Below are 17,598 nucleotides of genomic sequence, written 5' to 3' on the forward strand. Positions count from 1 at the left end.
GACGATCTAAACTGATTTTGAATCATATTTTTTCAGCCTTGATGGCCTACGTTGAGATACAAAAGAACCAGTTTGAGCGGATCTTTGAAAATATATATCGTTGGCAGAAGAAATTATTTAGACCAATTATCAAAAACTTCATTGATGACTTTATTCTCGATAAAAATCATCTGCTACCACAGAGAATCTATAAGTAATAGTGCGTAAGTCCTATTCTATATAAATTTTAAAAGGAAAAACCTTCTCAATCAGGTGAAGGTCTTTCCTAAAATTAACTTATTGTGAAGTATAGGAGCCATCTACCACATACTGGCTGCCCGTTACAAAGGATGCATCATCAGAGAGTAAGAAAGCAACGACCTGAGCAACTTCTTCAGGATTTCCTAAACGACCAACTGGGTGTAATTTTATCAGTTCAGCTTCATCAAACTCACTAATTAAAGGCGTTTTAATATAACCTGGATGTACTGAATTAATACGAATACCCTTTTCAGCATATTCTAGCGAAGCCGTTTTAGTAAGCCCGGTTACACCATGCTTAGCTGCAACATAACCAGAAATATTTTCAGTCCCAACTAAACCTAAAATTGATGCTGTATTCACAATCGCACCACCGCCGGCTGCCAATATTGCAGGGATTTGATAATGTAAGCCATAAAAGACCGCATTCAAATTAATATCAATCACACGACGCCAAGCTTCAATACTTAAATCTGCAATTGGCTGAACGTCACCCAATATTCCAGCGTTGTTAAAAGCTAAATGAAGCGCACCATAGGTGCTGACTGAAAATTCAACTGCTGCTTTCATGTCTTCAGGTTCAGCCGTATTGGCTTTATTCGCAGCCGCTTTACCGCCTAAAGATACAATTTCCTCAGCAACTTTTTGTGCTGCTTCAAAGTTAATATCCGATACTACAACACTTGCACCCTGCTTCGCTAAAAGCATAGCTGTGCTTTTCCCAATTCCAGAACCCGCACCAGTAACTAGGGCAACTTTATTTTTGAACCGATTTGACATAATAAAACCTCTTTTTAAAGTACTGCAATGCTGAATATTTGCATCACATTTAATAATTCACTTGTTTTTACTTCATCACTTGTATTGCAAATTGAATAACATGACATTTACCGCAATGTAATTTTCCCTCCTGTCTTTCTTGCTCTCCAACATAAAAAAGATGGATATGATCCTGCTTGAAAACCTGCAAAATATCCCACGGATCGTATAAATATTCGATATTTTTAGGGCCACCAGTTTTATAGTTGATCTGCTCCTTTGAATACAGCTCACCGATAAACCATCCACCGTTTAGCAAAGATTTTCTTATGCCTTCTAAAACCTTTGTTTGCGTTTCTGTATCGAAATGACCAAATACACAAATCACGTTTTGATAACGCTCGGATGGCCATTTAGCTGCTGTTAAATCAACATGTCGGAGTTCAAGATTTATCCCTGTGGCTTCGGCTTTGCTGGACAGATGCTTCAAAGCAACATCGGAATAATCCCAAACTTCTGCCGAAAAAGGATAATTATCCTGTCTTGCCTGCTCAGCCAAGTACAGGATATTCCTTCCTTCTCCTTCAGCAATTGCCAGTGTTTTACCTTCAATCCGGATTTTCCGCGCAATTTCCTGGATAAACAGGTTTGCTGCTGTGCCGTATAGGTCCTGCGTCTGGGTATACAATTCATTCCAGTGCTGACTCATTTCATCCCTCCATTTACGCCACTATCCAATCAGTTGGAAAACTCTTTAAATGCTTCCAGGGCATTTGCAGCATACATCAATGAAGGTCCACCGCCCATATACACCGCAACACCCAGAACTTCCTCCAGCTCCTGCAGGGTCATGCCCATTTTGACCAGGGTTCTGACATGAAAACCGATACAACCATCACAACGTGCAGCCACACCAATCGCCAATGCAATCAATTCCTTGGTTTTGGGATCAATCACACCATCATGCATTGCGATCTGGGATAATTGATTGAAACTTTTCATTAAATCAGGTGAATCCTGACTGAGCGTTCTTAAATTACCTGAAATATTCTGGGTTAATTCTTTGTATTTCATGACTTTCTCTCAAACTAAACAATCAACAATAAGGTTTTGCTTATTCAATAGATTATTTTTGTACCGGATAGCCCTGCTCTAGCCATGCTTGAAATCCCCCTTGAACGGATTTAACCTGAGTAAAACCCATATTCTGCAAAGTATCTGTAGCCAGTGCCGAACGGCCGCCTGTACCACAGATCAAATAGATCGGCTGATCTTTAAGATGTTCCAGTGCCTGTAGGGTATCGCAATGATGGCTCGCCAAAGGATGCTGGTGAATCCTCATTTCTAAAACACCACGAGGATAGTTCACTGCACGGTCTATCGCTGCCGCCTGAAATTCATCCGGTTCCCGAACATCAATCAGAATGGTTTTATGATTTTTCATGGCTTCAAGTAAGTCATCTACACTCACTTCCTGAATCCGTCTTTTCGCATTCAGGATCATTTGCTCTGCCGTTTTCATCATTTCTACTCTTCCTCACTCATCAAAATCAGCCTCATCTGTTATAAATGCCAGATCAGCAACTTAAAAGCACTTTGTTATAAACTCTCATTCCAGCACTGTTACAACGATCACACTATTGCAAACAGCCCATTTGCTAAATTCATTTTAGACTCTACACCTGTTTGATATTCATTCAGATGACAGATCATGTAGTCATACATCAACTCATGCATTCTTTATCCATACAATGCACAGGACTAGCCTATGAGTGCTGAATAGATTAAATAGATTGCCACCCCAATCACGGTCGTGGCAAAAACCTTTTGGATTTGATTACTCTTTATCAAAGGTATCAAACTACGCCCAATGAGCATCCCAATGATACAAGCCAGAACAAAAGTCAGCGTAACCGAAACAGGATATTGAAAGCCATCCAGAACGTGGGCAGAAATACTGACACTGCCAATCAGGAAGATAATCATCAGGGAAGTCGCAACGATACTACGCATATCGAGGTCTGTGAATTTACGCAGCGCTGGAACAATTACAAAACCACCACCAACCCCAAGCAGGCCAGTTAATAAACCAGCAACTACACCAATACCGGCGAGGAACGAGGCAGTTTTCAAATTCCAGATCAGGCGACCGGTCGTTTGATTGACTTTACACGGTGGATTTTCATAGTCATTGACTTTGTTAAAGAATATCCGGTAAGCCACAATCAGCATCACTAGGCTGAAAGCCAGCGTCAACCAGACTGGAGAAACTATATCGGCTAAATGCACGCCATAACGGGCTGAAGGAATACTGATTAAGGCGATCCAGAGTGCAGCACGATAACGTACAATACGCTTGAATAAACCTTCGAACGTTCCAACGAATGCAGACAAAGTGACTGCAAGCAAGCCTACAGGTGCAGCCTGTGCAACAGTCCAACCCTGACTCGCCATCAGTGCCGGTACAGCCAGAATACCACCACCAGCACCGGTTAAACCCAATAACCCGCCGATGGCCAGCCCTTCAAGTATCAATACCCACATAGCCACTGTTCCTCTATTTACTAAAGCAATTAAACAACGACAAACCTTTTTGTTTAATCTTGAAAAAATGCCTATTTAAAGTAATTGAGTGGAAGTTTTAAATAAGAAACCCCATTCTCTTCTGGCATTGGGAACTGTCCACCTTTCATATTGATCTGAATGAAAGGTAGGATCAGCTTTGGCATACTCAGTCCTGAATCACGCTGGTTTCGCATCTCGACAATCCACCAGTAAAGGAAATTAGATCGTCATGCATAACATACAAAACACACCAAACAATATATTTATTAATAATATATAATTATATACTATATTCAAGTGTTACTTTACTTTTTTATAGAATAAGGTGAATTTTAGGATAAATTTATGAATAACAATGAATTAAAAATAGACTTTTCCAAAGTCAATCTTGTGACTGATTGCTTAAAAGTCTTATCCAATCCTGATCGTCTTAAAATTTTATGTGTCTTAGTTAATGGTGAATTGAATGTTCAAAAAATTGAAATATCTGCTGGGGTTTACCAGCCGACCTTGTCACAACAACTGACTGTACTGAGAAAAAGTAAAATAGTATCAACACGTCGTGAAGGTAAGCAGATTTTTTATCAATTAAGTGATATACGAATATTAAAAATCATGCAGACCCTATATGACTTGTACTGTCAGAGTGATAAAGACTTAGACTAAAACCAGAGACATCCTCAAAATATTTCATATTTTAGATAACAAACTCTTTTGCTCACTTATTCAAACAAAAGAGTCAGTTACACATTCAAATCAATGATCTAAAGATTGGCCTAAATTTTCCCAATCGGGAAATGGGTTAAGCATCAGCTTCCACTGCTCAGGTCCCCCAGCCATTTCCTCATCCGTCAGTAAACATTGGTCAAACTGTTGGATTAAACTATGCTCATCCATATCCATCCCAATCAGTACAATTTCCTGTCGTGCATCGCCAGTACGCTCATCCCAATTTTTGATGATTTCATCACGGCTTTGCTGATCCTCTGGCCAATGCTCGTCAGGAACCGTTGCCCACCAATAGCCTGCAACACCATGTCTAGCCATCGCACCCGCTTGTGACCAAGAAGCAGCAAATTCAGGGTTTGATGCCAGCCAGAAAAAGCCTTTAGAACGGACTACACCTTGCCATTCTGAATTGATAAAATCATAAAAGCGTTGTGGATGAAATGGACGTCTGGCACGATATACAAAACTTTTAATTCCATATTCTTCTGTTTCAGGCGTGTGTTCACCACGCAATTCTTTCAGCCAGCCTGAAGCTTGAGAAGCTTCATTAAAATCAAAAAGTCCCGTGTTTAAAAGCTTATCTAAATCGACTTGACCAAATTCAGAAATTTCAATTTTTGCGCGTGGATTGAGCTTATTTAAAATTGCAAATAAACGTTGCTTTTCTTCTTCATTGATCAGATCCACTTTATTTAAGATGATGACATCACAAAATTCAATTTGATCAATCAGCAAGTCAACGACTGTACGCTCATCTTGTTCACCCAATGATTCTCCACGTTGTTGCAGACTATCATACGAGCTGTAATCTTTTAAAAAATTAAAGGCATCTACAACCGTCACCATGGTATCAAGTCGCGCAAACTCATTCAGTGACACACCATTTTCATCTTCAAAAGTAAAGGTTTCTGCTACAGGTAATGGCTCAGAAATTCCTGTTGACTCAATGACCAATTGATCAAAACGATGCTCTTGTGCAAGGCGACGAACCTCAACCAATAAATCTTCACGCAACGTACAGCAAATGCAGCCATTGCTCATCTCGACCAGCTTTTCATCTGTACGAGAAAGTTCTGCACCGCCCTCTCGTACTAAAGCAGCATCAATATTCACCTCCGACATATCATTGACAATGACAGCAATACGACGGCCTTCACGGTTATTTAAAATATGGTTGAGTAATGTCGTTTTACCTGCACCGAGGAATCCTGACAGCACAGTTACAGGTAATTTTGCTGGGATGGCTAAAGGATGATCCATTGACTTTCTCACTTTTATGTTAATAAAGGGCTGTTATGTTTGGAAAAACATAAAGCACATTGACCTGCGAGCTCTAAATAATGATGTTTAGAGTTAAAATTTTGAGGGAAAATTGACTGTTCGATGGCGTGAGCAAACTGAGGTGAATCAACGATTTGTACTGCCTGACATTCTGTACAAATCGTGACGAGCAAATAGCTTTGCTTCTTCCTCAATTCATACGCTAAATATTTGTTCAATGTATCGAGTTTAAGTATCAGTCCATAGCCTGATAATTTTTTTAGAATACGATAAATCTGTACTGGAGATTGCAATCCGAAAGATTTTGCCTTTTCTAATAAAGCATAGGCGCTCATTGCCTTCTGCTCATTCTGCAAAATTGTTAACACTCTTTGCTGCACAACACTGAGTTTTAATTCATTCATCTCGTGTTCCTTTATTATTCTGATTGGACAAAAGCTGAGTGATACAAGGTGATGAGGTACTTTTATGATCTGGTCCCCATGTACGATATCCAGCACTATCAATATGAATTTGCCCAGAAGTATAAATACCAAGTCCCATATTTAAAGTGACTCCCTTTTCGACCCAAAATTGACACAATTTAGTTTTTGTTTGCTGAATCACTCCAGATTCTTCTGGCGTGGGTTGTTCAGAACCAATTCGAAAATCGAGTGCTGCATTAAAAACATGCCTTGAAGAATCAGCACCACTCGCACAACGGTTTAAGGCAGAGTTACGGTAGACAGAAGTGACTGTAAAATCATCAATCACTTTGACATCAACCAATTCCTTCAAAATTTTTAAGGTCGGAATAATATTGCTCCAAATTTCTTGAGATGGAATTTCATATTCGGATGCATTGCAATTTTGCCAATCTCTCGCAGTTTGAAATAACTCAAACTCAGGTATGACACTGTGTAAGTTATTATTTTTTAAAAACTCTTTATAACGAAGAACTTGATCTTTATTTAAAGGCTGAGATAGCCAATGCTGATAAGAAATTGGTGCAATTTTCTTGAATAATCGATTTGATAGTACAGATTTATGTTTTTTTGTGGCATATTTCCCCGAGGCATTCGATGAGTAAATCAATTGCCCTGTTTGTTTTTGACTACATGCTGAAAGACAAAAAAGTAACCCTATAATTAAAAAATGCTTCATATTCAGTTATTACAATCTCGCAACTCTAAATGTCGTCTTGGCAATTTTAATAAGTTTACCATTAATATTGTTATGTTATAACATAGCTTATGAGTTTAAAAGTTCTTCCTCAAAATTTACATTCCTCCCTATCCTTATCAAATACGGATTATATATGGCGATTAGCAATCAAGACCTGAGAAAAGCAGGACTAAAAGTCACTCTTCCGCGAATAAAAATTTTAGAAATATTAGAAAACTCAAGTCCTCACCATCTGAGTGCAGAGGATATTTATAAAAAACTCTTAGAACAAGATGAAGATGTTGGACTAGCGACGGTTTATCGTGTCTTAACTCAATTTGAAATGGCAGGTATTATTCAACGCCATAACTTTGATCATAATCATGCCCTATTTGAAATAAAACAAGATACTTCCCACGATCATCTTGTATGTCAAAAAACAAACCAAATCATTGAGTTTAAGAATGAAGAAATTGAAAAATTACTTTTAAGTATTGCAGAAAATCATGATTTCCAACTCACAGGACATTCTCTAATCTTATTTGGATATTGTAGAAATTCCAAAAAATAAAATAGAAAATTGAGTATTTATCGGTTCTTATCAAGGCCGGACTAGAAACAATACTCATTATATGTTATGTTATAACATAACATATAATACTTGCTTTCCAATATGAATGCCTCGCAACTCCCAGATATCTCGTCTGCGCCTTTTCTTCACACACATACCTATCCTCTTGATTGGGTCGGAATGGAAAATATTGCTTTGCCCATTCAAATTCAAAACACACTGTGTGCCAGTAAAGTAAATGCCTATGTCAGCTTAGATGATCCTCAGGCCAAAGGCATCCATATGTCTAGACTGTATACTCGACTGCTGGAGCTCCATTCACTGCCTGACCTAACTTTAAATCACATTTATCAAACACTTCAGGATTTCTTAGCAAGTCATACTGAGCTCTCTCAACAAGCCCGCCTTGATATTCAAGCGGAGTTTAACTTAGAACAACCTGCTTTAATCAGTGTACTATCGGGCTGGAAAAGCTATCCCTTCAGCTTATGCTGTCAGTTAAATGAGCATACTTTTGAAGCTGAATTAGCAATAGAAATCACCTATTCTTCAACCTGTCCTTGTTCTGCGGCTTTGGCACGAGACCTCATTCAAAAAAGCTTTCAAGATGCCGTTGATACAAAAAAAATAAATCCACAAAACACGGATGATGTCATGGCGTGGTTAGGTACAACAGACGCGATTGTAGCAACACCACACAGCCAAAGAAGTTTTGCTCAGCTACGTTTTAAATTAGACCCTTGCTTACAGTCTATTCCAATTCGACAATTCATTTCCCATGCAGAACAAGCCTTGGCAACACCCGTTCAGACTGCTGTCAAACGTGTAGATGAGCAGGCATTCGCATTAGCAAATGGTCAAAATTTAATGTTCTGTGAAGATGCTTTACGCCGCTTATACCACGCATTTGTCAACTACTCAGGTATTGCAGGATTTAACTTTAAAGTCATCCATGCTGAAAGCTTACATGCCCACGATGCAGTCGCGCAGGGTTCATGGCAATGGTAAGTTCGACAATTTTTCTAGACATCGAACAAGGAAAGATGGGGCAATGTTATGAACTGGCAAGCATTATTGATGCCATTCCCTGGAACAAGGATGGATTAATCACTGCAATCGCACAAGATATACAGAGTAAAGATGTCTTAATGCTTGCTTGGATTAACCGTGATGCACTACTTGAAACCCTGAATACAAGACAGGTTTGCTATTGGTCTCGCTCGCGGCAGCGCTTATGGCGAAAAGGCGAAAGTTCAGGACATCGTCAAAAACTCATTGAAGCCAGACTTGATTGCGACGGTGACAGCATTCTCTTTTTGGTCGAACAGACTGGACCCGCCTGCCACACTGATCGTCCCAATTGTTTTTATCTTGGATTAAACAAACAACACGCCACAATTTTAACTCAGCCCATCATTTAGCCAATTTATACAACATCGAAGACATTACCATGATTCGTAAAAATCCAACTGGTCATCTCCCTATCATTGACCAATCCGCTTATATTGATCAAACCGCAATTATCTGTGGAAAAGTCATCATTGAAGCTAACGTATTTGTCGGTCCTTATGCAGTGATCCGTGCAGATGAAGTAGATGAAAATGGCGACATGCAACCCATCATTATCGGTGAAAATTCAAATATCCAAGATGGTGTTGTCATTCATTCAAAAGCAGGTGCACAAGTCACAATTGGAAAAAACTCATCCATCGCCCATCGTTCGATTGTTCATGGTCCATGTGTGATTGGTAACCGCGTATTTGTCGGCTTTAACAGCGTCTTATTCAACTGTAAAGTCGGTGATCATAGTGCCATCCGTCATAATGCAGTGGTCGATGGTCGCGATTTGCCTGAATCATTTTATGTACCTGCGATGAGTTATATCAATGCTCGAACGGACTTAAGTCAGTACCCTCCAATCGATATTTCTATCAGTGAATTTTCTGAAAGTGTGGTGAGCACCAATATTGAGTTGGTACAAGGTTATAAGGCATTACAAAATGAATTTTAGACAACTCCCCAATCTAATTATACGTAATGCGAATATGGTTAATGAGGGGCAGCAACAAATTTGTGATGTGCTCATTCAGCAAGGTCGTATTAGTAAAATCCAATCTAATATAACGGGTATCTACAATGCCAAAAGCATCGAGGCTGATGGAGCATGGTTACTCCCAGGCATGATTGATGATCAAGTCCATTTCCGTGACCCAGGCTCACCACAAAAAGGGCGTTTTGTCTCAGAGTCTTTGGCAGCTGCGATAGGTGGAATTACCAGTATCATGGATATGCCAAATACCAATCCTCCTACATTGGACTTAACTGCACTACACTATAAAAAAGGAATTGCAGCCCAACATAGCATAGCCAATTATGCATTTCACTTTGGTGTAAGTGCACAAAATTTAGAGATTGTTGAAGCACTTGATCCTAAATTGGTCAGCGGTGTTAAAGTCTTTATGGGAGCATCAACGGGTAATATGCTGGTTGATGATCCAAAGATTTTAGAACGCTTATTTGCTAATGTACCCACTATTTTATTAACACATTGCGAATCCACGCCACGGATTAAACAACTGGAAGCGTTTTATCGTGATCAATATGGCGAAGATGTCCCTGCATACCTACATCCTAAAATCAGGGATAAACAAGCCTGTTTTGAAAGCTCGCGGTTAGCCGTATCACTCGCTGAAAAATTCGGTACACAGTTACATGTGCTACATCTGACAACAGCAAAAGAACTTTGCTTATTTAAAAATTTGCCATTGGACAAAAAGCATATTACTGCTGAAGTATGTATACATCACTTAACTTTTGATGAATCTGATTATGCTGATTTAGGCCATTTAATAAAATGTAATCCAGCTATTAAGACTAGCAATGACAAACAGGCGCTTATTGAGGCAGTTTCTAATAGCCATCGTCTTGATATTATTGGTACAGATCATGCACCGCATACATGGCAAGAAAAACAACAATCTTATTTTAATGCCCCTTCAGGCTTACCTCTAGTTCAACATGCATTACCTGCATTATTAGAATTAGTGGCAGATCAAAAACTATCGATTGAAACACTGGTAAGAAAAACCTCACATCAGGTTGCTGATTTATTCCGCATTAAAGATCGAGGTTATATCCGTGAAGGTTATTGGGCAGATTTAGTCCTCATCCGTGAAAATCATCAAAAACAATCTGTAGCTGAACAAACCAATTATATGCGTTGCGGCTGGACACCCTTCCAAAAGAAAACATTCCGCCATCTGGTGGATACAACCATCATTTCTGGTCAACTCGCATGGCATCAACAGCAACCTTATCTTAACTGTCAGGGTCAAGCTTTAGAAATTGACCGCTAATCTGCAATAGCCTTACCCGTATTTAGATGACTCTATATGAATATCCAGTTTAATTTTCTTGGTTCAACTCACCATTTTCAACTCGAACAATCCATGGCGATTTCTGAGGTTTTGTCTCGTTTCAAAATTCAAAGCTATAAAAAAGCTTTTCTCGCTAAAGTTGACGCTCATTTCGTTGATTTACACTATGTTATCCAGCATGACTGTCACATCGAACTTTTCAGTCTGAACGATGACAATCATTTAAATCTACTACGACACTCCTATGCTTATCTATTGGCACAGGCTGTCCATCAGTTATACCCTTCTGCTCACCCCGTAGAATATAAGATTACTGATTATGGTATTTATTGTGACTTCGCCGATACTCCATCCTTTAATCAGGATGATTTGCAACAAATTGAACTGAAAATGCATGAGTGGGTACAACAACATTTAGATATACGCACAGAAAAGATTACGTCCGATCAAGCCGCTGATTTTTTTAAACAGCAAAATTCTGATTTTAAATATCAACACTTAAAAAATATGAGTGATTTAAGCACATTATATTTTCATCAAAATAATGATTTCTCTGATGTTTACTTATGTCCACTTGTTCCAAATACTGAATTTTTAGAACATTTTAAAGTGACTCATGTTTCTGGTGCATATTGGCAAGGCGACTCTACAAACCCTATGTTGCAACGAATTTATGTCACATGTTGGGCTGACCAAAAACAATTAAAAAAACATTTAAAGCAAGTTGAAGAAGCAGCAAAACGAGATCATCGTAAATTAGCACAGCAACTTGATTTGCTACATTTTGATGATAAAGCACCTGGTGCCGTATTCTGGCATGCGAAAGGCTGGAAATTATTTCAGTTATTGACAGATTATTTACGCCAGCAACAAGATGATGCGGGTTATATTGAAGTTAATACTCCCGATGTCATGGATCGTGAGCTTTGGGAAATTTCGGGACACTGGCAAAACTATCAGCAGCACATGTTTACCACAGTCACTAAAGATCAGCGGAGTTACGCGCTTAAGCCAATGAGTTGTCCTGGCGCAGTTTGTCTATATGCACATGAATTAAGAAGTTATAGAGACTTACCGTTACGCATGGCAGAATTTGGTAAAGTTCATCGCTATGAGCCATCTGGCTCTTTACATGGATTAATGCGCGTTCGCCATTTTACCCAAGATGATGCCCATATTTTTTGCACTGACAGCCAGCTTTTATCTGAATGTAAAGATACGATTGCTCTCATTTATAAAATTTATGAACAATTTGGTTTCAATGAAATTTCGATCAAATTATCCACACGTCCTGATCATCGTGTCGGTAAAGATGAAATTTGGGATTTTTTAGAAAATACACTAAAACAATCTCTTGAACAGCTTGATATCCCTTATACCTTAAATATCGGTGAAGGTGCATTTTATGGTCCCAAACTTGAATTTACCTTAAAAGATGCTATTGGTCGTGAATGGCAATGCGGGACGATTCAGGTTGATTTAAATTTACCAGAACGTTTTGATATTCATTACATTGATGAAAATAATCAAAAACAACGACCTGTGATGTTACATCGGGCTTTATTTGGATCTTTTGAACGCTTTATTGGTATTTTAATTGAACACTATGTGGGACATTTCCCATTTTGGCTTGCACCGGTTCAAATCGCAATTTTACCAATTACAGATGCACAACATGATTACGCCAAACACGTCCAAGACTCGCTTAAAAAGTATGGCTTTAGGGCAACATTAGATTTAAGTCAAACGAAATTGAACTATAAAATCCGTGAAAATACGCTACAAAAAATACCTTATCTGATCATCATTGGTGAGCAGGAAGCACAACTATCATCTGTTCGAATACGTGCGCAAAATGGAGTAGATTTAGGAGATTTTCAATACTCTGAGTTACTCGATTTTTTTAATAATACATCTACAAGCTAATCTAAGGTGTGTTGAGAATGAACGAGAGTTAATTACGCTCACACAAATATAAATCATGGCGGCAAAATTTGAGTCTATTTTATCACTACGCATGGCAATACGTTTGAATTCTTTCAATTTTCAAAGTAATTTTCGATGAAATGCCGCCATTTATACATACAACGATCAAATATACGCTGAACTTTACGCTTGGCTTTTCGGAGAATAACTGCTTTTACTCCACGATGATCAAGCTCCTTCAATAACTAAGCTACATCAAAAGCTTTATCTACTAATAATGCCTGAAAATCTATATCTTTAATCAGTGACTTAACTTCAGCAAGATCATGAGATTGTCCGGGCATTAAGCGGAATTTAACCAAATTTCCCAAACTCTCGACTAAGGCAAGGATTTTAGTAGTCATTCCATCTTCTGATTGACCAATCGCTTAGGAATAGCTCTCCCTTTTGCACCATGGCGTATTCAAGATCAGAATCCACATTGACTAATTCAAAAATTCTCGAATACACGGGCTTTCACCCAGCAGTATCAACCTTTTAAAACAGTATTCAATTTGCCAAAATCATATGGTAAATCTCTCCATCGACTACCTCTAAGTGCAGTCCACAATAAAGCTTCTAGAAATAATCTATTATTTGTACCGATCCGACCCCGATCTGTGACTTTACCGAGGCAGAGTAGTTCCATTTTTTCTCATTGAGCATCTGTAAATAGGTATCTATCCATAACGAAACTATAAACGGAATAGTTTTATTGACCTAATTCTGAACACACCTTAATACTTCAATTTAAAGCATTCGAAAATATCGGTCTTCCCAATTCCCATTAAACTCAAAGAGTGAATAACTTTTTGGCTGCTATTCAGCTGGTCTTCAAGCCTGTTTAACTTGGCAGGACATATCCCTTTTCCTTAATTAAACGTACTGCTGCATCACAAACTTCCGTATCATAAATCGTCCCGCGTCCACGTAAGATTTCTGCCAGGGCCACCTCAACCCCCAAAGCCGCACGATAAGGACGATGCGAAGCCATTGACTCAATCACGTCTGCCACGGTCAGAATACGGGCCTCAGGATGGATCTCATCACCTTTTAATCCTTTAGGATAACCGGTACCATCCATCCGTTCGTGATGCTGGCCAATGATTTCAGCAATCGGAATATTGAAAGGAACATCCTTAAGAATTTCATAACCGGCTTGTGCATGGCCTTTCATCATTTCCATTTCCAGATGAGTCAGACGAGAAGGTTTGGTCAGAATCTCGGAAGGAATAGAAATTTTACCAATGTCATGTACCAGTCCAATTTCTTCCATCTGCAGACAGCGTTTTTCATCCCAGCCCATTTCTTTGGCAATCGCACTGGCAATCAAACCGACACGGCGTTCATGCCCTGCAGTATAAGGATCGCGCAATTCCACCATGATCGATACCGCCTGCAAGGTGCCATACATGGTGGCCTCCAGCTGTTCCAGCTGCCGGGCAATCTGGTCCTGTGCCTGCTTTTGCTCGGTAATGTCCTGTGCCATAACAATTTCGGCAGGCAAGTCATCGTCCCAAGTAATGTGACGGCTATGCAAAGAAAATTCCCGGATCTGACCATTTCGATGTCGGAACGGAACGATAGATGGCATACTGAAATGCTCTGCCGCCTGTATCCTATCCTCAGCTTGGTGAATCAACGCCAGCGTGTCTGCAGCCGCATCGCTAAACTCCAAAATATTATGTCCGTTGAGCTCGGCGGCAGATCTACCTAGCATATTGGCATAACTTGGATTGACGTATAAATATTGATTGTCGCGCAGTACATACATTCCGACCACTGTTTGTTCAACCATGCCACGGAACCGCTGCTCGCTGTCTCTTAATGCCTGCTCGGTTTGCCGGATGGTGGTCAGATCAGCCCAGGCCAAAATCGCATCATTACCGACAATCGCCAGCGTACGCTGCGCAATACGCTGACTACCATCTTTAGCTACTAGGGTAACTTCAGGAAACTGCACCTGTTTGCCGTTTTTCGCCAACTGCAAGGCCGCTTGCCAGCTCCGCTGCATCAACTGTCTTTGTTCTGCATCTGGTGCCACTTTTTTCAACCAAGCTTCCCGGTCCTGAAAATCCTCTAAGCTGTATCCCAGCCATTTTTCATAGGCCAGATTGACTGCAAGAATGCGTTCATCCAGTATGGAAATAATATGCATCGGTACTGGCGACTGCAAAAACACCTGCTGGAAACGCTGTTCCATCTGCTGCGAATAGGTTTCGGCCGTTTGACGCTGCTGCTCAGCTGCAAAACGCTCCAACGCAAATGAAATATCTCTGGAGAGATTTTGCAGCAGCTGAATTTGCTCTTGATCAAATTCCACTTGGCCCGTGGTGTACAGCCCAACCAGTCCCCAGAAATGGCCTTGTAACAGCAACGGCGTTAATGCCGCTTGATGGATCTGCTCCTGTTTTAAATATTGTCTCCAGGTCCGGTATTCCGGAGAAACACCCTTATCAGGATCATTGACCAATGTATAGCTATAAACATCCACATCAGGGCTGGTATTTTTCAACTGATTCAACGGAGTATTCTGATCCTGCTGCAAGGCAGTCTGCAAAGTGGGCAAAATATTAGCGCTAATATTATGATGGAACTGAATCACCAGTGGACTGTCCGCCTGATCGTCAACCTTCAGCGCAATCAGAATTTTGGCAAAACTACCCAGCTTCAGCAGTACCTGCTGCAACTCAGTCAGCAACTGCTGCTGGTTCTGACTATGCGCAATCACCCGGTTGGTTTCACTAAGCAGCTGGTACAGATAGGTTAAACGTGCTACCCGCCCCTGGGACTGTAACCGGATATAAACATTGGTAATCTGGCTGGTGATGTGATCGATTAGACTCTGCTCTTCATCCAGAAAAGCGGGCGTATCCGGTGCCTGAGCATACCAAATTGTTAAGTTTCCGAATTTCTGGGTGTCATTGGCAAAGGCCGACTGCAGATAGGGCGTTTCGGCAGGAGGTTCAGTGCCAAAAATACCCCAGTCACTGTCAATCCTCAGATGAATCCTTTCCGGAGAGGAAAAGCCGGAAGGGATGATTTCCATGGCTTTCTGCAACAGTTCAGTCATGCCCGTATGCGTGTGGTTGCAGAGCTGGTTGATCTGGTTCAGACAACGTACTTCTTTAACCCTTTCCTGCAGATCCTGCAGTAAAAGCTGGCGGTCTGTAATATCATGCACCACCATAACCCAGACCGGTTTTTTGCCCAGGCGTTCTGCAAAGGGGGCGACATGACACTCAACCGTTTTGCGGTCCGGCAAGGTCAACTGGATTAAAAACTCTTGCGGTGCCTGCTGCAGCCTGGAACAGACCGGACAATCCTCGGCCTTTACACGAGGATCATGCACCAGTTCATGCACGGAAGATCCGGTCAATTGTGCCGCAGCAATACCGTGTAGCCGGGCTGCCGCCAAATTGACCTGCTGAATGCTTTGGTCGGAACTGACAATATAGGTCGGATCCGGAATGGTGTCATAGGTGCTGGCCGCCTTGGACAGCATACTAAAAGGTTCTTTGATGGTCGACTCGACCAGTGCCATATAAATGAACCAGTAGGAATAAACTTTCAGGATATGCCCCAGCAGATTGGCATCGGCATATACGGACACATATTGGGTAAAGGTAAATTCAGAGGCCATCATGGTCAGCATGGAAAGACTGACCCCAAATGTCAGTTGCGGCGATAAATATTCGCGGCGCTGCCAGACCAGTATCAGCGCCAGTGCCAGCACCGCAATAATCAGATATTCACTGTAAATTTTAAAAGGGGTCAGGCCTTGCCCATCAACAAAGGCGGTGGGGAAGAAACCCAGCATGACTGCAGTCACAATCCCGGCACTGAGCAGACCAAAAAACAGATTCAGCGGGATAGGCTTGATCGCGCGTGTCAGCATGAATGGTGCGACGAGCATGGTCAAAGCCTGCAACAGGCGGGCGCCAATCCATAATTGTGTGGCCTGATTGGCACTGTCCACAGGAAGAATCTGCATGCCTTTGTAAAGCAAAGTATGGAACAGATCAATAAATCCACACCAGCCAATGGCAATCGCAATGAAAACTACAAAATAATTTTTAGTAAAATGCCGCGATACTACAGTCACTATCAGTGCTGTAAGCGCGATAATGATGGAAATCAGTTCCGCGATGGTATGGGTAAAGACGAAACCAAAACTTTGATTGGTCCACCAGATCAGCAAGGCAAAAATCGTCGGAGGAATGATCATCATATAAGGAGAAATAAACGACTTAAGGTCGAATACATCCGGTGAAAATAAGTCACGAGATGATTTAGGCATAAAGTTCCCCAATAAAGTTCGAAAATGGCCTTATGTCATAGCGCTGTTTAAAATTTTGTATTGTCTGAAAATTCACATGTTTATTATAACATTAGGCCGGTGTAAATAATCCGTGAATACCTTGCATGAGAGCTGCCTACAGCTAATCTTTATATCAAATACCTCAACTCTCTCCGTCATGTTTGCATCAGTTAGATACCTGAACGCGTGCAGTTACGTCCCTCACGCTTGGCCTGATACAGCTGCTGATCTGCCATTTTCAGTACCTCTTCCACATCCTCAGAACTATGCGGCCAATAAGCAATACCAATTGAAATGGTGACGATGCCAATTTCCTCGATTTCCGTGATTTCAACTGCCTTTCGTAGTCGTTCTGCCGCCTGAAAAACGGTGATCGGGTCTGAAGCAGCCATTAAAATAATAAACTCCTCTCCCCCTGAACGGCAGCAGATGTCATTGTCACGAAAATGATATTTCATCAGTCTGGCCAGTCTTTGTAAGACAATATCGCCTTTGTCATGGCCATAGCTGTCATTTACCTTGGCGGATTCAAGCGGCAAGTGCAACAGTATAAAAACCAGCCATAACTTCACTCGGTGTATACCAACCTAGTGTTTTTCTAGGACGATGGTTGAGTGCAAATTCTATCTGCTCTATTTGTTCGTTTG

At 40.7% G+C, this 17,598-nt stretch carries 19 protein-coding genes and 3 pseudogenes; 8 read left to right on the plus strand and 14 right to left on the minus strand.

The annotated features are described in order from the left end of the window. Nucleotides 1-197, plus strand: a pseudogene (locus FTU91_RS12215) (IS701 family transposase); the annotation flags it as partial. A gap of 79 nt (nucleotides 198-276) precedes the next feature. Here the strand turns inward: FTU91_RS12215 and FTU91_RS12220 are convergent. From FTU91_RS12220 to FTU91_RS12245, 6 genes and pseudogenes are all read right to left on the minus strand, one after another. After that, nucleotides 277-1,020 carry an SDR family NAD(P)-dependent oxidoreductase gene (locus FTU91_RS12220; protein ID WP_086197164.1) on the minus strand — a complete coding sequence of 248 codons (744 nt, stop codon included), beginning with the start codon at nucleotides 1,018-1,020 and terminating at the stop codon, nucleotides 277-279. A gap of 67 nt (nucleotides 1,021-1,087) precedes the next feature. Continuing rightward, complete coding sequence (locus tag FTU91_RS12225; protein WP_180082290.1) at nucleotides 1,088-1,708, minus strand: class I SAM-dependent methyltransferase; 621 nt, start codon at nucleotides 1,706-1,708, stop codon at nucleotides 1,088-1,090. A 29-nt stretch (nucleotides 1,709-1,737) separates the two neighbouring features. Further along, nucleotides 1,738-2,073, minus strand: a complete 336-nt coding sequence (locus FTU91_RS12230) for a carboxymuconolactone decarboxylase family protein (protein WP_086197102.1) — start codon at nucleotides 2,071-2,073, stop codon at nucleotides 1,738-1,740. 52 nt (nucleotides 2,074-2,125) lie between these two features. After that, entirely contained in the window at nucleotides 2,126-2,521 is a 396-nt protein-coding gene (locus tag FTU91_RS12235) for a rhodanese-like domain-containing protein (protein ID WP_086197165.1), read from the minus strand. Nucleotides 2,522-2,760: 239 nt separating this feature from the next. Continuing rightward, nucleotides 2,761-3,543: a sulfite exporter TauE/SafE family protein gene (locus tag FTU91_RS12240; protein ID WP_086197103.1), complete on the minus strand. Its 783-nt coding sequence runs from the start codon at nucleotides 3,541-3,543 to the stop codon at nucleotides 2,761-2,763. A gap of 71 nt (nucleotides 3,544-3,614) precedes the next feature. Beyond that, a pseudogene (locus FTU91_RS12245) lies at nucleotides 3,615-3,764 on the minus strand (MBL fold metallo-hydrolase); the annotation flags it as partial. A gap of 145 nt (nucleotides 3,765-3,909) precedes the next feature. Between FTU91_RS12245 and FTU91_RS12250 the strand changes: the two are divergent. Then, nucleotides 3,910-4,230 (plus strand): metalloregulator ArsR/SmtB family transcription factor, encoded by a 321-nt coding sequence (locus FTU91_RS12250; protein ID WP_180082291.1) that lies wholly within the window; start codon nucleotides 3,910-3,912, stop codon nucleotides 4,228-4,230. 90 nt (nucleotides 4,231-4,320) lie between these two features. Here FTU91_RS12250 and zigA read toward each other — a convergent pair whose 3' ends face one another. The 3 genes from zigA to FTU91_RS12265 are packed head-to-tail and all read right to left on the minus strand — an operon-like array spanning nucleotide 4,321 to nucleotide 6,717. Beyond that, a complete protein-coding gene (gene zigA / locus FTU91_RS12255; protein ID WP_086197105.1) occupies nucleotides 4,321-5,553 on the minus strand; it encodes a zinc metallochaperone GTPase ZigA in 1,233 nt (410 codons plus the stop codon). A gap of 14 nt (nucleotides 5,554-5,567) precedes the next feature. Next, the gene (locus FTU91_RS12260) at nucleotides 5,568-5,978 is read right to left on the minus strand and encodes a Fur family transcriptional regulator (protein WP_086197106.1); all 411 of its coding nucleotides are present in this window, start codon (nucleotides 5,976-5,978) and stop codon (nucleotides 5,568-5,570) included. Continuing rightward, entirely contained in the window at nucleotides 5,971-6,717 is a 747-nt protein-coding gene (locus FTU91_RS12265; RefSeq protein WP_086197107.1) for a D-Ala-D-Ala carboxypeptidase family metallohydrolase, read from the minus strand. Before FTU91_RS12265 ends, FTU91_RS12260 begins: the two co-directional genes overlap by 8 nt. A 154-nt stretch (nucleotides 6,718-6,871) precedes the next feature. On the opposite strand from FTU91_RS12265, the gene fur reads away from it, so the two are divergent. The 6 genes from fur (at nucleotide 6,872) to thrS (ending at nucleotide 12,591) form a co-directional block, all read left to right on the plus strand. Then, nucleotides 6,872-7,288, plus strand: coding sequence for a ferric iron uptake transcriptional regulator (gene fur, locus FTU91_RS12270; RefSeq protein ID WP_086197108.1), 417 nt, complete (start codon nucleotides 6,872-6,874; stop codon nucleotides 7,286-7,288). A 102-nt stretch (nucleotides 7,289-7,390) separates the two neighbouring features. After that, nucleotides 7,391-8,296 carry a GTP cyclohydrolase FolE2 gene (gene folE2, locus FTU91_RS12275; protein WP_180044074.1) on the plus strand — a complete coding sequence of 302 codons (906 nt, stop codon included), beginning with the start codon at nucleotides 7,391-7,393 and terminating at the stop codon, nucleotides 8,294-8,296. After that, entirely contained in the window at nucleotides 8,290-8,709 is a 420-nt protein-coding gene (gene hisI, locus FTU91_RS12280) for a phosphoribosyl-AMP cyclohydrolase (RefSeq protein WP_180044072.1), read from the plus strand. The genes folE2 and hisI overlap by 7 nt, the downstream gene beginning before the upstream one ends. A gap of 29 nt (nucleotides 8,710-8,738) precedes the next feature. Then, nucleotides 8,739-9,299: a carbonate dehydratase gene (locus tag FTU91_RS12285; protein ID WP_166171516.1), complete on the plus strand. Its 561-nt coding sequence runs from the start codon at nucleotides 8,739-8,741 to the stop codon at nucleotides 9,297-9,299. Further along, the gene (locus FTU91_RS12290) at nucleotides 9,289-10,644 is read left to right on the plus strand and encodes a dihydroorotase (RefSeq protein ID WP_180044070.1); all 1,356 of its coding nucleotides are present in this window, start codon (nucleotides 9,289-9,291) and stop codon (nucleotides 10,642-10,644) included. Before FTU91_RS12285 ends, FTU91_RS12290 begins: the two co-directional genes overlap by 11 nt. Before the next feature lie 36 nt (nucleotides 10,645-10,680). Continuing rightward, nucleotides 10,681-12,591, plus strand: a complete 1,911-nt coding sequence (gene thrS / locus FTU91_RS12295; RefSeq protein WP_086197113.1) for a threonine--tRNA ligase — start codon at nucleotides 10,681-10,683, stop codon at nucleotides 12,589-12,591. A 245-nt stretch (nucleotides 12,592-12,836) separates the two neighbouring features. On the opposite strand, the gene FTU91_RS12300 is transcribed toward thrS, so the two are convergent. The 5 genes and pseudogenes from FTU91_RS12300 to FTU91_RS12320 all read right to left on the minus strand — a co-directional run. Beyond that, entirely contained in the window at nucleotides 12,837-12,995 is a 159-nt protein-coding gene (locus FTU91_RS12300; RefSeq protein ID WP_180044566.1) for a hypothetical protein, read from the minus strand. Nucleotides 12,996-13,120: 125 nt separating this feature from the next. Next, nucleotides 13,121-13,279, minus strand: coding sequence for a transposase (locus FTU91_RS16830; protein ID WP_171263236.1), 159 nt, complete (start codon nucleotides 13,277-13,279; stop codon nucleotides 13,121-13,123). Nucleotides 13,280-13,474: 195 nt separating this feature from the next. Beyond that, nucleotides 13,475-16,930 carry an MASE3 domain-containing protein gene (locus FTU91_RS12310; RefSeq protein ID WP_180082292.1) on the minus strand — a complete coding sequence of 1,152 codons (3,456 nt, stop codon included), beginning with the start codon at nucleotides 16,928-16,930 and terminating at the stop codon, nucleotides 13,475-13,477. A gap of 191 nt (nucleotides 16,931-17,121) precedes the next feature. Beyond that, nucleotides 17,122-17,523, minus strand: coding sequence for a GGDEF domain-containing protein (locus tag FTU91_RS12315; protein WP_368856215.1), 402 nt, complete (start codon nucleotides 17,521-17,523; stop codon nucleotides 17,122-17,124). Next, nucleotides 17,480-17,598 (minus strand): annotated as a pseudogene (locus FTU91_RS12320) (IS30 family transposase); the annotation flags it as partial. The pseudogene FTU91_RS12320 and the gene FTU91_RS12315, both read right to left, overlap by 44 nt.

The sequence above is a fragment of the Acinetobacter sp. YH12201 genome (assembly GCF_013418145.1).
GTDB lineage: Bacteria > Pseudomonadota > Gammaproteobacteria > Pseudomonadales > Moraxellaceae > Acinetobacter.

What these genes read in the sequence shown, in the direction of transcription:
- FTU91_RS12225 (WP_180082290.1), bottom strand. Translation starts at nt 1,708, where the DNA reads ATGAGTCAGCACTGGAATGAATTGTATACCCAGACGCAGGACCTATAC.
- FTU91_RS12240 (WP_086197103.1), bottom strand. Translation starts at nt 3,543, where the DNA reads ATGTGGGTATTGATACTTGAAGGGCTGGCCATCGGCGGGTTATTGGGT.
- thrS (WP_086197113.1), top strand. Translation starts at nt 10,681, where the DNA reads ATGAATATCCAGTTTAATTTTCTTGGTTCAACTCACCATTTTCAACTC.
- FTU91_RS12250 (WP_180082291.1), top strand. Translation starts at nt 3,910, where the DNA reads ATGAATAACAATGAATTAAAAATAGACTTTTCCAAAGTCAATCTTGTG.
- hisI (WP_180044072.1), top strand. Translation starts at nt 8,290, where the DNA reads ATGGTAAGTTCGACAATTTTTCTAGACATCGAACAAGGAAAGATGGGG.
- FTU91_RS12230 (WP_086197102.1), bottom strand. Translation starts at nt 2,073, where the DNA reads ATGAAATACAAAGAATTAACCCAGAATATTTCAGGTAATTTAAGAACG.
- folE2 (WP_180044074.1), top strand. Translation starts at nt 7,391, where the DNA reads ATGAATGCCTCGCAACTCCCAGATATCTCGTCTGCGCCTTTTCTTCAC.
- FTU91_RS12265 (WP_086197107.1), bottom strand. Translation starts at nt 6,717, where the DNA reads ATGAAGCATTTTTTAATTATAGGGTTACTTTTTTGTCTTTCAGCATGT.
- FTU91_RS12300 (WP_180044566.1), bottom strand. Translation starts at nt 12,995, where the DNA reads ATGACTACTAAAATCCTTGCCTTAGTCGAGAGTTTGGGAAATTTGGTT.
- fur (WP_086197108.1), top strand. Translation starts at nt 6,872, where the DNA reads ATGGCGATTAGCAATCAAGACCTGAGAAAAGCAGGACTAAAAGTCACT.
- FTU91_RS16830 (WP_171263236.1), bottom strand. Translation starts at nt 13,279, where the DNA reads ATGGAACTACTCTGCCTCGGTAAAGTCACAGATCGGGGTCGGATCGGT.
- FTU91_RS12285 (WP_166171516.1), top strand. Translation starts at nt 8,739, where the DNA reads ATGATTCGTAAAAATCCAACTGGTCATCTCCCTATCATTGACCAATCC.
- FTU91_RS12290 (WP_180044070.1), top strand. Translation starts at nt 9,289, where the DNA reads ATGAATTTTAGACAACTCCCCAATCTAATTATACGTAATGCGAATATG.
- zigA (WP_086197105.1), bottom strand. Translation starts at nt 5,553, where the DNA reads ATGGATCATCCTTTAGCCATCCCAGCAAAATTACCTGTAACTGTGCTG.
- FTU91_RS12235 (WP_086197165.1), bottom strand. Translation starts at nt 2,521, where the DNA reads ATGAAAACGGCAGAGCAAATGATCCTGAATGCGAAAAGACGGATTCAG.
- FTU91_RS12310 (WP_180082292.1), bottom strand. Translation starts at nt 16,930, where the DNA reads ATGCCTAAATCATCTCGTGACTTATTTTCACCGGATGTATTCGACCTT.
- FTU91_RS12260 (WP_086197106.1), bottom strand. Translation starts at nt 5,978, where the DNA reads ATGAATGAATTAAAACTCAGTGTTGTGCAGCAAAGAGTGTTAACAATT.
- FTU91_RS12220 (WP_086197164.1), bottom strand. Translation starts at nt 1,020, where the DNA reads ATGTCAAATCGGTTCAAAAATAAAGTTGCCCTAGTTACTGGTGCGGGT.